Origin of the sequence: Cytobacillus oceanisediminis 2691, from assembly GCF_000294775.2 — a bacterium.
In the GTDB taxonomy this organism is placed as follows: Bacteria; Bacillota; Bacilli; order Bacillales; family Cytobacillaceae; genus Cytobacillus; species Cytobacillus pseudoceanisediminis.
This window is the reverse complement of the sequence record NZ_CP015506.1, coordinates 5,211,191-5,224,674: the sequence shown is the minus strand read 5'-3', so window position 1 is coordinate 5,224,674 and position 13,484 is coordinate 5,211,191. Positions and strand designations below refer to the sequence as shown.

At 43.2% G+C, this 13,484-nt stretch carries 14 protein-coding genes; 13 read left to right on the top strand and 1 reads right to left on the bottom strand.

Features of this window, described 5'->3' with window-relative positions; all coding sequences use genetic code 11:
- Nucleotides 1-5: 5 nt before the first annotated feature.
- The 5 genes from A361_RS26070 to hxlA all read left to right on the top strand — a co-directional run bounded on the left by A361_RS26070 (nucleotide 6) and on the right by hxlA (nucleotide 4,300).
- Entirely contained in the window at nucleotides 6-1,025 is a 1,020-nt protein-coding gene (locus tag A361_RS26070; protein WP_009332292.1) for a zinc-binding alcohol dehydrogenase family protein, read from the top strand.
- An 11-nt stretch (nucleotides 1,026-1,036) separates the two neighbouring features.
- A complete protein-coding gene (locus tag A361_RS26065) occupies nucleotides 1,037-1,672 on the top strand; it encodes a bifunctional 2-keto-4-hydroxyglutarate aldolase/2-keto-3-deoxy-6-phosphogluconate aldolase (protein ID WP_009332291.1) in 636 nt (211 codons plus the stop codon).
- The gene (gene uxuA / locus A361_RS26060; protein ID WP_019380595.1) at nucleotides 1,669-2,730 is read left to right on the top strand and encodes a mannonate dehydratase; all 1,062 of its coding nucleotides are present in this window, start codon (nucleotides 1,669-1,671) and stop codon (nucleotides 2,728-2,730) included. The genes A361_RS26065 and uxuA overlap by 4 nt, the downstream gene beginning before the upstream one ends.
- Nucleotides 2,731-2,741: 11 nt before the next feature.
- Nucleotides 2,742-3,581 carry an SDR family oxidoreductase gene (locus A361_RS26055; RefSeq protein ID WP_009332289.1) on the top strand — a complete coding sequence of 280 codons (840 nt, stop codon included), beginning with the start codon at nucleotides 2,742-2,744 and terminating at the stop codon, nucleotides 3,579-3,581.
- Between the two features lie 92 nt (nucleotides 3,582-3,673).
- Nucleotides 3,674-4,300: a 3-hexulose-6-phosphate synthase gene (gene hxlA / locus A361_RS26050; RefSeq protein WP_009332288.1), complete on the top strand. Its 627-nt coding sequence runs from the start codon at nucleotides 3,674-3,676 to the stop codon at nucleotides 4,298-4,300.
- A 44-nt stretch (nucleotides 4,301-4,344) separates the two neighbouring features.
- On the opposite strand, the gene A361_RS26045 is transcribed toward hxlA, so the two are convergent.
- Entirely contained in the window at nucleotides 4,345-4,866 is a 522-nt protein-coding gene (locus A361_RS26045; protein WP_009332287.1) for a DUF2529 domain-containing protein, read from the bottom strand.
- A 218-nt stretch (nucleotides 4,867-5,084) separates the two neighbouring features.
- Between A361_RS26045 and A361_RS26040 the strand changes: the two genes are divergently transcribed.
- The 8 genes from A361_RS26040 to A361_RS26000 all read left to right on the top strand — a co-directional run bounded on the left by A361_RS26040 (nucleotide 5,085) and on the right by A361_RS26000 (nucleotide 13,359).
- Nucleotides 5,085-5,462 carry a response regulator gene (locus tag A361_RS26040; RefSeq protein WP_175502221.1) on the top strand — a complete coding sequence of 126 codons (378 nt, stop codon included), beginning with the start codon at nucleotides 5,085-5,087 and terminating at the stop codon, nucleotides 5,460-5,462.
- Nucleotides 5,463-5,716: 254 nt separating this feature from the next.
- Nucleotides 5,717-6,574, top strand: coding sequence for a class II fructose-bisphosphate aldolase (locus A361_RS26035; RefSeq protein ID WP_019380596.1), 858 nt, complete (start codon nucleotides 5,717-5,719; stop codon nucleotides 6,572-6,574).
- 192 nt (nucleotides 6,575-6,766) lie between these two features.
- Nucleotides 6,767-7,411 carry a fructose-6-phosphate aldolase gene (gene fsa, locus A361_RS26030; protein WP_009332284.1) on the top strand — a complete coding sequence of 215 codons (645 nt, stop codon included), beginning with the start codon at nucleotides 6,767-6,769 and terminating at the stop codon, nucleotides 7,409-7,411.
- A gap of 531 nt (nucleotides 7,412-7,942) precedes the next feature.
- On the top strand, nucleotides 7,943-9,229 hold the full coding sequence (locus tag A361_RS26025; protein WP_019380597.1) for a UDP-N-acetylglucosamine 1-carboxyvinyltransferase: 1,287 nt from the start codon (nucleotides 7,943-7,945) through the stop codon (nucleotides 9,227-9,229).
- A gap of 166 nt (nucleotides 9,230-9,395) precedes the next feature.
- Complete coding sequence (gene glpX, locus A361_RS26020) at nucleotides 9,396-10,358, top strand: class II fructose-bisphosphatase (RefSeq protein ID WP_009332282.1); 963 nt, start codon at nucleotides 9,396-9,398, stop codon at nucleotides 10,356-10,358.
- 403 nt (nucleotides 10,359-10,761) lie between these two features.
- Nucleotides 10,762-12,027 carry a transcription termination factor Rho gene (rho, locus tag A361_RS26010; protein ID WP_009332281.1) on the top strand — a complete coding sequence of 422 codons (1,266 nt, stop codon included), beginning with the start codon at nucleotides 10,762-10,764 and terminating at the stop codon, nucleotides 12,025-12,027.
- A 295-nt stretch (nucleotides 12,028-12,322) separates the two neighbouring features.
- The gene (gene rpmE, locus A361_RS26005; protein WP_009332279.1) at nucleotides 12,323-12,535 is read left to right on the top strand and encodes a 50S ribosomal protein L31; all 213 of its coding nucleotides are present in this window, start codon (nucleotides 12,323-12,325) and stop codon (nucleotides 12,533-12,535) included.
- Between the two features lie 203 nt (nucleotides 12,536-12,738).
- Nucleotides 12,739-13,359 (top strand): thymidine kinase, encoded by a 621-nt coding sequence (locus tag A361_RS26000; protein WP_009332277.1) that lies wholly within the window; start codon nucleotides 12,739-12,741, stop codon nucleotides 13,357-13,359.
- Nucleotides 13,360-13,484: the final 125 nt, after the last annotated feature.

Below are 13,484 nucleotides of genomic sequence, written 5' to 3'. Positions count from 1 at the left end.
TAATAATGAAAGCAGTACAAATTCCAAGTGCAATGGAAATGGAAGTCATTGATATAGAAAAACCAGTTATCCGCAATCCTGATGAGGTTCTAGTAAAAGTTAAAAGAGTTGGAATATGCGGGTCTGATATGCATATTTACCATGGGACAAATCCACTTGCAACCTACCCAAGAATTGTTGGCCATGAAGTGGCAGGAGAAGTCGTTGAAGTCGGGTCAAATGTTTCAGGAATGAAACCAGGTGACCATGTTGTAGTGGAGCCAATCCGCTATTGCGGAGAGTGCTACGCATGCCGAAAAGGACGCCCGAATGTATGTCAGTCTTTATCTGTTTTTGGTGTTCATGAAGATGGAGGGTTGCGGGAATTCTTTGTACTGCCTGAAAATCAGCTTCATGTTGTGAATTCATCATTAGAATGGGATGAAATTGTATTGGCTGAACCCTACACCATTGGAGCTCAGGCTGTATGGCGCGGGGCCGTTGGAGAAGGAGATACTGTATTCATCCAGGGAAGCGGCCCGATAGGCATATGCATTTTAAAAATGGCGAAGCTGCAGGGTGCAAGGGTTATTATCAGTGATTTGAAGCAGGAACGACTAGCATTTGCCAAGGAAAATGGGGCAGATGAAATCATTAATGCATCGGAAGAGTCTGTAGAAGATCGGGTATTGGAATTGACAGATGGTGAAGGACCAAATGTAGTGATTGATGCAGTATGTCTGCCTTCTACCTTTGAGCTTGGCGTAAATCTTGTATCACCTGCCGGCACGGTAGTTGTTCTGGGGTTTGATGAACGGCCATCCTCTATTCCGCAATTGCCAATAACGAAAAAAGAAGTAACTATTGTCGGTTCGCGGCTCCAGACAAACCAATTTGAAAAGGTTGTATCTCTGCTGAATGTAGAAAAACTTCAATCAAACGGTTTTATTACCCACCATTTTCCGATAAGTGAAGTGCAGGAAGCATTCCGATATGTAGAGAAGAATCCTGACCAGGTTCGAAAAGCAGTTATTGTTTTCGATTAAGGGGAGATTAGATGAACTTAAAAATAGAGAAACTTAATCAGCTAGTAGAATCAAAAGTGGTTGCAGTTGTGCGCGGAAAAACACCTGAAGAAGCGATTAATATTTCTGAAGGAGCTATTGAAGGCGGATTTCGTGCTATTGAAGTGACTTATACTACACCTGCAGCGGAAAAAGTGTTTGAGGCTTTAAGAGGTTCAGACGGTGTAATCGGTGCTGGGACAGTTCTGGATTCGGAAACAGCCCGTCATGCCATTTTAAATGGGGCGGAATTTGTTGTGAGTCCGCATTTTGATAAGAATATAGCCTTGATTTGCAATCGATACAGCATTCCATACCTTCCTGGATGCATGACCATAACTGAAATCATGACAGCACTCGAATATGGCTGCGACATTGTAAAGCTGTTTCCGGCCAATCGTTTTGATCCATCATTTATAGGTGCAGTCAATGGTCCCTTGCCCCAGGTGCGAATCATGCCCACTGGCGGGGTGAATTTAGATAATGTCGGTGCGTGGCTTGAAGCTGGCGCTGTCGCAGCCGGAATTGGAAGTGACTTAAACAAGGCATACAAAGCTGGCGGTAAAGAATCAGTAAAAGCACTTTGTGAAAAATATGTCGAAGCTATAAATGGAGGCGCCGAAAAATGAATATGACCTTTCGCTGGTATGGCAGGGATAATGATACTGTAACCCTTGAGCAAGTAAAACAGATTCCCAATGTGAAAGGAATCGTTTGGGCCCTTCACAGAAAACCTGTCGGGGAAGTCTGGGAGACAGACGAGATCAAATCTGAAGTTGAGTATATAAAGTCCTTTGGGTTTCATGCAGATGTAGTGGAAAGTGTTAATATACATGAATCTATTAAGTTGGGAAACAATGAAAGGGATTTATTTATAGAAAATTATAAAAAAACCATTCGGAACCTGGGTGAATTTGGGGTTAAAGTTATTTGTTATAACTTCATGCCTGTCTTTGATTGGACACGAACTGACTTATACCGCTCACTTCCAGATGGCTCAACGGCATTATTTTATGAAAAGAACAAAGTGGAAGAACTGGATCCGCAAGATTTAATCAAAACGGTTTCCGAGGCTTCTGATCTGACTCTGCCTGGCTGGGAGCCAGAGAAAATGTCCCGGATTCAAGAGTTATTTGCAGCGTATCAGCATGTAAGTGCAGAGGACTTATGGGAAAACCTGCGCTATTTCTTACAGGAAATTTTGCCAGTGGCAGAAGAAGCAGGCATCAAGATGGCTATCCACCCGGATGATCCGCCATGGTCTATTTTTGGCCTGCCGCGAATCATGACGGGAGATGAAAGTCTGCAGAAGCTCCTTTCTATCTCTGATTCACCTTCCAACGGCATTACTTTTTGCACGGGATCGCTAGGGGCCAACCCGCAAAACGATATGGTTGAACTCGCAAGAAAATTTGCCGAAAGGTCACCATTTGCACATATCCGAAATGTAAAGATTTTCGAGAACGGTGATTTTATTGAAACTTCTCATTTAACAGCAGATGGTTCCATCAATATTAAAGGGGTCGTCAAGGAGTTATCTGAGATTCAATATGAGGGGTACGTGCGTCCTGACCACGGCAGGCATCTTTGGGGTGAAGAATGCAGACCAGGTTACGGATTATATGACCGGGCTCTTGGAATAATGTATCTTCACGGATTATGGGATGCCTATCAATCTGAGAAATAAGGAGAATGCTAATGTTTCCAATACACGGAAATTTAAATGGAAAAACAGCTGTAATTACGGGCGGAAGCGGCGTGCTATGCTCGGAAATGGCCAGGGAGCTCGCAAGACATGGGGTGAAAGTGGCCATTCTTAATCGTACGGCAGAAAAGGGAGCTGCAGTATCAGCCGAAATTGAGAAAGCAGGGGGGACAGCGATTGCTGTTGCAGCAGACGTCTTAGATCGTGAATCCCTGGAAAAGGCAAGGGAAGAAGTGATCAGCCACTTTGGCAGGGTGGATATATTAATTAATGGTGCAGGCGGGAATCACCCGGATGCCATTACTTCTGTAGAAACCCATAATGTGGAGCCTTCTTCTGAAAAGTCCTTCTTTGATATGGATGAGAGAGGCTTCTCCCAAGTATTTGCCAGCAACTTTACCGGAACTTTTTTAGCCAGCCAGGTTTTTGGCAAAGAACTGTTAAAGCAGGAATCGCCTATCATTATTAATATCTCATCAATGAGTTCCTACTCACCAATGACAAAAGTGCCTGCCTATAGTGCAGCCAAATCAGCCATTAACAATTTTACAATGTGGATGGCTGTACATTTCGCAGAAACAGGTTTGCGGGTAAATGCAATTGCACCGGGCTTTTTCTTAACAACTCAGAACCGCAATTTATTATTGAATCAAGATGGTTCCCATACGGCCAGGTCAGAGAAAATTATTGCTCATACACCAATGAAAAGGTTTGGCCAGCCGAAAGATTTGCTTGGTGTACTGCTGTGGCTGGCTGACGAAGAATACTCGGGTTTTGTAACAGGTGTTACAGTACCAGTTGACGGCGGATTTATGGCATACTCAGGAGTTTAATATGAAAAATAGGGCCACAGGAAGTATTCCTGTGGTTTTTGTTTCAGGCTTCTTCCTTTTTAAAATACAATTCTAAACGAAGGAGAATAGAAGTGAAAATTCAGCTTGCACTTGACCGTTTAACCGAGCAGGAATGTTTCCGTATTGCAGATGAAACTTGTGAAAATATAGATTGGATTGAGATCGGAACGGGCGTGATTAAAGAATATGGTATGAAGATAATTCGGGAAATGAAGGCTGCTTATCCAGATAAAACAATTGTGGCGGATATGAAAACTTGTGACGCAGGAAAATATGAAGCAGAACAGGCCTTTAGAGCAGGGGCGGACATTATGACTGTGATGGGCTTTTCACATGACAGCACGATAAAACAGGCATTAGAGATTGCAAATACCGCCAATAGAAGAATTATGATTGATTTGCTGGGAGTTCAGGACGCAGAAAGAGTAAAGAGCCTATATGATTTAGGGGCGGACTTATTTTGTCTCCATATAGGAAAGGATATGCAGAAAGAGGGGGCTATAGCAGATCCCGATTTATTTAGCCTGGTAAAAGGGTTAAATGACATAGAGGTTGCTATTGCAGGCGGGATTTCAGAAAAAACAATCGGAGAATTGAAGGACAGTATTGCCGATGTAGTCATTGTTGGAAGTGCCATTACAGGGAATCAAGCCCCAAAAGAAGCTAGCTCGGCAATAAAAAACAACCTACAAAAATGACAGCAGAATCAGCCCTCGAAGTGGGTGCTGATTCTGCTCATCTATTATTCATACTCCGCCAAAATCTCTTCAATCGTAAACTTAATTCCATAATAAACAAATAAAGCAGCCATGGAAGCCGGATAGCCGAAGCGGTTTCCTTCTTCATCAGGCAGAAGCCCTTTAGCAAGCTTTAAATCAATATGGACATCAGCCAAATCAGCGAGATTTTCACTGCTTTCGGTTTTGATGGTGCTCACTGCCACAAAGGGAATTCCTTTTTCGGACAAAGATTTTGCCAGAGCGGCTGCGTCTTCATCATCTGAATGTCTTGAGAAGATGATTACTCTGTCTGTTTCTGAGACTTCCTCATCACTTTTCAAAATCGCTGCATCTCTAAGCGGTTCCTGGCTTTGAACGGCTTCATAGCCGATTGCAGCCATTTCTTTTGTACCATAAATATATATTTTCCCATCACCGGCGGCAGCCTGAGCCAATAAGCGTGCACTGTCCTCGATGGAAAACTCTTCCTTTTCCTGAAGTCTTTTAAACAAGCCTGTCAGCTGGGTAGAAAACATCTTTAGCAAATTATTTCACTCCTTCGGTCACTGCACTTAGCGGTTCTATTATAGTGAAAAGGAAGGGAAAGGTAAAATATTCACATTTGAAATTGCAAATACCAGCAGGAATAATCATGTTTCACAGAGAATTTAGCTGTAGGAGAATGTATAGTTAAGTGACCTGCAGTCATAATTCAGTATTGGTTTTAAACCTAAGTGCTTTTAATACGACAGGAAGAGGTGGCTTGATGAAAGGGAAAATATTAATTGTAGATGATCAGTTCGGAATCCGTATTTTGCTTAATGAGGTACTACAGAAAGAAGGGTACGACACATACCAGGCTGCCAATGGAGTCCAGGCTCTCGACATTGTTTCCAAGCATTCGCCTGATCTTGTTCTTCTCGACATGAAAATACCGGGAATGGACGGGATTGAAATTTTAAAAAGAATGAGAGTGGTGGATAAAGATATCCGCGTCATTATCATGACTGCATATGGTGAACTCGATATGATTCAGGAGGCCAAGGATTTGGGAGCTCTTACTCACTTTGCGAAGCCATTCGATATTGATGACATCAGGGCAGCGGTAAAGAAATATTTGCCTGTACCTAACTCGAAATAATCCAAAATTAACCTTTTTTAACCTGAAATTCCATCGCTATAAAAATGATAGCGTTTGCTTTATGACAATTAACAAAAACGCTCTGGAATAATGGCTTTTCTAAGTCCTTTTTGGTATGATAACAGATGAATTCCAAAGGATCGTCTTCGTTTAGCGGACTATTTTAAGGGTACATATTCGATAGTGTTAAGGGGAAAACTTTAACAGTATTTAGTCTGACGAACTTAAACGATTATCAATAAGGAGGAAGAAAAATGCCTTTAGTTTCTATGACTGAAATGCTTAATAAAGCAAAATCAGAAGGCTATGCAGTAGGTCAATTTAACTTAAACAACCTTGAGTTTACTCAAGCTATCCTGCAGGCGGCAGAAGAAGAAAAATCACCTGTTATCCTTGGTGTTTCCGAAGGTGCTGCACGATACATGGGCGGTTTCAAAACGGTTGTAAAGATGGTTGAAGGACTGCTGGAAGATTACAAAATTACCGTTCCAGTGGCTATCCACTTAGACCACGGTTCAAGTTTTGATAAATGTAAAGAAGCAATTGATGCAGGATTCACATCCGTTATGATCGATGCTTCACATGATCCATTTGAACAAAACGTTGAGACTACTTCAAAAGTAGTTGAATATGCACATTCAAAAGGCGTTTCAGTAGAAGCGGAGTTAGGAACTGTCGGCGGACAGGAAGACGATGTTGTTGCTGATGGCGTTATTTATGCTGATGCTAAAGAATGTGAAGAACTGGTAAAACGCACAGGCATCGACTGCCTTGCTCCTGCACTAGGTTCTGTTCATGGCCCATATAAAGGTGAGCCAAATCTTGGCTTTGCTGAAATGGAAGAGATCGGAAGCCTTACTGGTGTTCCTTTAGTTCTTCATGGCGGAACTGGAATCCCAACAAAGGATATCCAAAAGTCTATCTCTTTAGGAACTGCAAAAATCAATGTAAACACTGAAAACCAAATTGCTTCTGCAAAACGCGTTCGCGAAGTATTGGCAGCAGACACAGAAGTATACGATCCACGCAAATACTTAGGACCAGCACGCGAAGCGATTAAAGAAACTGTAATCGGCAAAATGCGCGAGTTCGGTTCTTCAAACAAAGCATAATAAATATCATTGGATAAGAAACCGCTTCTAGATTTAGAGGCGGTTTCCCTGTATTTTATCCGGCGGTTCGCTGAGTGCCAGCTGGGGATTTCTGCTTCCAAATGTAAGGCTTTACAGAATCACAACTTTATTTAATAATACATAGATATCCGCAACAAAAATCATCAAAATATTAAACAAGGTGGGATTATTATGAAGTTTTTCATCGATACAGCAAACATGGACGAAATTAAAGAAGCATATGCCCTTGGAGTAGTAGCAGGGGTAACAACCAATCCATCATTGGTGGCAAAGGAAAAGAATGTATCCTTCCCTGACCGTCTTCGCGAAATCACGGATTTGGTGCCAGGCTCAGTAAGCGCCGAGGTCATCGCCCTTGATGCTGAAGGCATGATTAAAGAAGGAAGAGAGCTGGCAGCGATTGCACCAAACATCACAATCAAGGTGCCAATGACACCCGATGGCCTAAAAGCAGTAAGTGCTTTCTCGAAAGAAGGCATTAAAACAAATGTAACGTTAATTTTCAGTGCAAACCAGGCGCTGCTTGCTGCAAGAGCAGGTGCTACATACGTTTCTCCATTCCTTGGACGTTTGGACGATATTGGCCATAACGGTCTGGATCTCATTTCCACAATCGCAGAAATCTTTGCGATTCATGACATTGATACAGAAATCATTGCCGCTTCCATCAGACATCCTCAGCACGTGACGGATGCAGCATTAAGAGGAGCTCATATTGCGACAGTTCCTTATAAAGTCATCCAGCAATTATTCAACCATCCTCTGACAGATAAGGGAATCGAAGCATTCCTGGCAGACTGGAACTCAAGAGGATAATGGAATCTGCGAAAAAATAACTTTAGGATACTGGCTTTGCTTATTTAATACTTTGAGAGCTGTCTAGCGCAAGCAGCCTACCCCTCGAGGTGTCGGGGGTGGGCAAGGCGCCTGCGCTTTTCTTGAGCAAAGCCAGCCCCATCATTTGTACCCCGGATTTTAGTGCTTCTCTCTTAATTTTAACTTTTTTTGAATACAATACATGAGATTTGATTTTTCGTGTAAACTATAGGATAAAGATAATGTCGGAATCTGTAAAAAACGAATGGAAAATTGTTCCATGTTCATCTTGCGATGTTGCAAAATGCAGATACATGATAATATGAAAGTGCATATTTTCCCAAAGACTATTTTTCCGATATTAAAAATAGACAGGCCTATTTGGTTTCTTATAGAATCTGGGGCTATTTTCTGGCGGAATTGGTTAGAAAAGTAGTGTGTAGCTTTTGCTGTAAGGGCTATCAATTTTTATAATATTGAAGTCAAATGTCAGCATGAGTGTTTTAACAACGGCTTAGAAGGGAGTTACAAATGGAAAAGCTAATGATTGCAGGCGGATATCCATTAAAAGGAACAGTCCGGATCAGCGGAGCGAAGAATAGTGCTGTAGCATTGATTCCAGCTACCATTTTAGCGGAATCCCCTGTGACAATTGAAGGTTTGCCGGATATTTCGGATGTACAAATTCTAAAAGATTTGCTTGAAGAAATAGGGGGCACTGTCGAATTCTCTGAAAATGATATGACAGTGGATCCCTCTTCCATGATTTCCATGCCTTTGCCGAACGGAAAAGTGAAAAAATTACGCGCTTCCTATTATTTAATGGGAGCGATGCTCGGCCGATTTAAAAAAGCGGTTATTGGACTTCCTGGAGGATGTCATCTCGGACCAAGGCCGATTGACCAGCATATCAAAGGTTTTGAAGCTCTTGGCGCGCGTGTGACCAATGAGCAGGGAGCCATTTACCTTCGTGCCGATGAGCTTCGCGGAGCCCGTATTTATCTCGATGTTGTCAGCGTTGGGGCAACCATCAATATCATGCTTGCTGCTGTCAGGGCAAAAGGCAGAACAATAATTGAAAATGCTGCAAAAGAGCCTGAAATCATTGATGTTGCTACGCTTTTAACCAATATGGGGGCGAAAATCAAGGGTGCCGGCACAGATGTGATCCGCATCGATGGCGTAGACCAGCTGCATGGCTGCCAGCATACGATTATCCCAGACCGGATTGAAGCGGGGACCTATATGATTGTTGGTGCAGCGGCTGGAGAAGGTGTGCTGATTGACAATGTCATCCCCCATCACCTTGAGTCCCTAATAGCAAAGCTGCGCGAAATGGGCGTTCAGGTTGAAACGAACGACGATCAGGTATTTGTCGGGCCAGCTGAAAAAATGAAAGCAGTGGATATTAAAACGCTTGTGTATCCTGGATTCCCAACAGACCTTCAGCAGCCGCTGACTTCTCTGTTAACTGGTGCAGAAGGGACAAGCATGGTTACGGATACCATTTATAGTGCCCGTTTCAAGCATATTGATGAGCTGCGCAGGATGAATGCCAACATTAAAGTTGAAGGACGCTCGGCAATCATCAATGGGCCAATTCAGCTTCAGGGTGCTAAAGTTAAGGCGAGTGATTTGCGCGCAGGCGCAGCACTGGTAATTGCCGGCTTGATGGCTGAGGGAGTTACCGAAATCACTGGTTTAGAGCATATCGACAGAGGCTATAGCCACCTTGTTGAAAAGCTGAATGGACTCGGTGCCACAATCTGGCGCGAAGAAATGAGCAAAGACGAAATGGAACAAATGAAGAACGCATAATAGAGAAACATCTTGAGATATTGACAGCTGACTGATTTACTTGGGCCAAAGCCTAAGTGACATCAGCAGACAAATATAAATTAAGGCGGGCTTTTGCGGTGCCGGCGGTAATAGCCGGTCTGCATTCGCCATGCTGCCAGCCTTAGAATCTGGGGAGGAAGAATCGATGGAAAGAAGTTTGTCAATGGAATTAGTTCGCGTAACAGAAGGTGCCGCTTTAGCATCAGCACGCTGGATGGGCCGCGGATTAAAAGATGAAGCGGATGATGCTGCTACTTCTGCAATGAGAGATGTATTCGATACTGTGCCAATGAAGGGAACAGTTGTTATCGGAGAGGGCGAAATGGATGAAGCGCCAATGCTTTATATCGGGGAAAAGCTTGGAACAGGCTATGGTCCGCGTGTAGATGTTGCTGTCGATCCGCTCGAAGGCACCAACATCGTAGCATCTGGAGGCTGGAATGCATTAGCTGTTCTTGCGGTAGCTGACCACGGAAACCTTCTGCATGCTCCGGATATGTACATGGACAAAATTGCAGTCGGTCCTGAAGCGGTTGGACAAATTGACATTAACGCTTCTGTTTTGGATAATTTGAAAGCGGTCGCAAGAGCAAAAAATAAAGATATCCAGGATGTTGTGGCTACAGTGCTTAACCGTGAGCGCCATGAGCACATCATCAGCCAGCTTCGCGAAGCTGGTGCCAGAATTAAATTGATCAATGATGGGGACGTGGCTGGAGCCATTAATACCGCATTTGATGAGACTGGCGTTGATATTCTGTTCGGTTCTGGTGGAGCACCTGAAGGCGTATTGGCAGCTGTTGCCCTTAAGTGCCTTGGCGGAGAAATTCAAGGAAAACTTCTTCCGCAAAATGACGCAGAGGCTGAGCGCTGCTTGAAGATGGGCCTCGATATTAATAAAGTCCTTCTTATGGAAGACCTGGTAAAAGGTGATGATGCCATTTTTGCTGCAACAGGTGTAACAGACGGAGAGCTTCTTAAAGGGGTACAATTTAAAGGTTCGTATGGTTCGACCCATTCGCTTGTCATGCGTGCCAAATCAGGTACGGTCCGCTTTGTCGAAGGACGCCATAGTCTAAAGAAAAAGCCAAATCTTGTTATTAAATAATTTTCATAAAAGATAGATAAGAAAATGAGAGCTGGCCATCTGCGCCAGCCTGCTCATTTTCATTTCCTTCCTGCTATATTTTCCATCTCAAATTTAGTTATTGATTAATTTTCATATTAAGGGGTAAAATAGAGATTGTTTTTTAAACTGGCTCCAGCGCCTCCCCCCGAGGGTCAGGCAAGGCGCTTACGCATTTCGGAGAAGAGGATGCCTCCAATATCAACTGAAAAACGGACAATAAACCGTTCCATTCCTCGAAACCTTTAATTAAGAACATAATGATAGATTCTTCAGCTATTTTCAGTGCCTCAAGTATCTTTCCCTTTCCTTTCATATAAAGTCCATTATTTGTACAGCTGCATATGGAGGAAATGATTGAAAATTTCAAAAGTGTGGTGTAAAAATGGGTTTAAACATTTCAAGTTTAGAAAATATGAAGCTGAAAGAGCTTTATGAACTTGCCCGTGAATATAAAGTTTCTTATTACAGCAAGTTATCGAAAAAAGAATTGATTTTTGCCATCCTGAAAGCAAGAGCAGAGCAGGAAGGCTACTTTTTCATGGAAGGTGTCCTGGAGATCATTCAGTCAGAAGGATTCGGCTTCCTTCGTCCAATCAATTATTCACCAAGCTCTGAGGATATTTATATTTCTGCTTCCCAGATTCGCCGTTTCGACTTGAGAAACGGAGATAAGGTTTCAGGAAAAGTCCGTCCTCCAAAAGAAAATGAGCGTTATTTCGGCCTTTTGCAAGTTGAAGCCGTAAATGGCGATGATCCGGAATCAGCAAAAGAGCGTGTTCACTTCCCTGGTCTGACTCCTTTATATCCAAACCGCCATATGAAACTGGAAACAGGTACAAGACAGCTGTCTACAAGAATTATGGACCTGCTTGCACCGGTTGGATTCGGGCAGCGCGGTCTGATTGTCGCGCCGCCAAAAGCAGGTAAGACCATGCTGTTAAAAGAAATTGCCAATAGCATTACAACCAACCACCCGGAAGCGGAACTGATTGTTTTATTAATTGACGAGCGCCCGGAAGAGGTAACAGACATCGAGCGTTCAGTTGCAGGCGATGTGGTCAGCTCTACATTTGATGAAGTGCCTGAAAACCATATTAAAGTGGCCGAGCTCGTTCTTGAACGCGCTATGCGCCTGGTTGAGCACAAGCGTGATGTTGTTATTTTGATGGACAGCATTACAAGACTGGCAAGAGCGTATAACCTGGTTATTCCTCCAAGCGGAAGAACACTTTCCGGCGGTATTGACCCGGCTGCATTCCACCGTCCGAAGCGTTTCTTCGGTGCAGCGCGTAACATTGAAGAGGGCGGAAGCTTGACGATTTTGGCAACTGCACTCGTTGACACGGGTTCACGCATGGATGACGTTATTTACGAAGAATTTAAGGGGACAGGCAATATGGAGCTGCACCTTGACCGCTCCTTGGCTGAAAGAAGAATCTTCCCGGCCATCGACATCCGCCGTTCCGGAACGCGCAAAGAAGAACTTCTTATACAGAAAGATCATCTGGACAAGCTGTGGGCAATCCGCAAATCCATGTCCGATTCACCGGATTTTGCTGAAAAACTGCTTCGCAAGCTAAGACAGACAAAATCGAACGAAGAGTTTTTTGCTAACTTGGCAGAAGAAATGAAGGCTAAGCGTTCTTAATAACCTTGAATGCTCATGTAGCTATTTAGAAACGCTGTTTATGTTAAGTTTGTTTTCTGCAGTAATCTAAATTACTCTACTGAGTTGGTTGGAGCGGAAAGCGGAAATCAGCGGACGCCTTTAATAAGCAAAAACAGCATTCTGGAAATTCCAGGATGCGGAATTCGCATATTGCAAAATATACATGGACTTGTTATAATGATGACAGTGTGTTTTTGAAGTTTACGGCAATTCATGATTGCCCGTAATATATAACTCTGTTTCGAATGATTCAGGGCGGAAGGAGATGAAAAGAATGAAATCAGGAATTCATCCTAACTATAAAAAAGCAATGGTGAAATGTGCTTGCGGTAACGAGTTCGAAACCGGTTCAGTTCAAGAAGAGATCCGCGTTGAAACTTGCTCTGAGTGCCACCCATTCTATACTGGACGTCAAAAATTCGCTGAAGCTGGCGGACGTGTTGACCGTTTCAATAAGAAATACGGCATTAAGTCAGAACAAAAATAATAAACAACAAAAACAGGCAAGTTAACTATCTTGCCTGTTTTTTATTGCAAAATAAGCCTTATTGGATATGAAGAACTGTTTTGAGTGGACTTTTTTGCCTTGAAAAAAGCGGAGTATAATACAAATTACAGCTCGACCCTTTCTTCATAAAATAATGATAACAAGCCATTCTATTAGTTAGAACGAGGAAGGAGAGGCCGTTCATGTACGTTATGAATCATCACGGATGGGTGGAAGTCATTTGCGGCAGCATGTTTTCCGGCAAATCAGAAGAACTGATTCGCCGTGTGCGCAGAGCTCAATTCGCCAAGCAGCAAATCGCTGTATTTAAGCCGCAGATCGATAACCGATACAGTGATGAAGCTGTCGTTTCACATAATGGAACTTCGGTCATAGCTAGACCCATTTCCCAGTCTACCGATATTTTTAAATACATTACAGCTGACATTGATTTGATTGCGATTGATGAAGTGCAATTTTTTGATGATGAAATTGTAAAAGTCATTCAGCACCTGGCTGACAGCGGACATCGTGTCATCGCGGCTGGACTTGACCAGGACTTCCGCGGGGAGCCGTTTGGCCAAATGCCTGCCATCATGTCGATAGCAGAATTGGTTACAAAGCTTCAAGCCGTCTGTGCCGTTTGCGGTTCACCTGCAAGCCGTACACAGCGCCTGATCAATGGAAAGCCAGCTTCATATGATGACCCGGTTATTTTGGTCGGCGCATCAGAAGCATATGAACCGCGCTGCCGCCATCACCATGAAGTTCCCAAGTCGCCAAATGTTCTAGACAAACATAAAACAACCGAGTTTTTATCATAATTTTATACTAAACGATCTCTCTGCCCTGGCATGTTCCGGGCAGTTTTTTTGTTTGCGGGGGTTTTTTATGGTGCAGGAAAAGGAAAACGGAAGGCGAAATTAAAAATTTCGTCATGAGCGGCTCA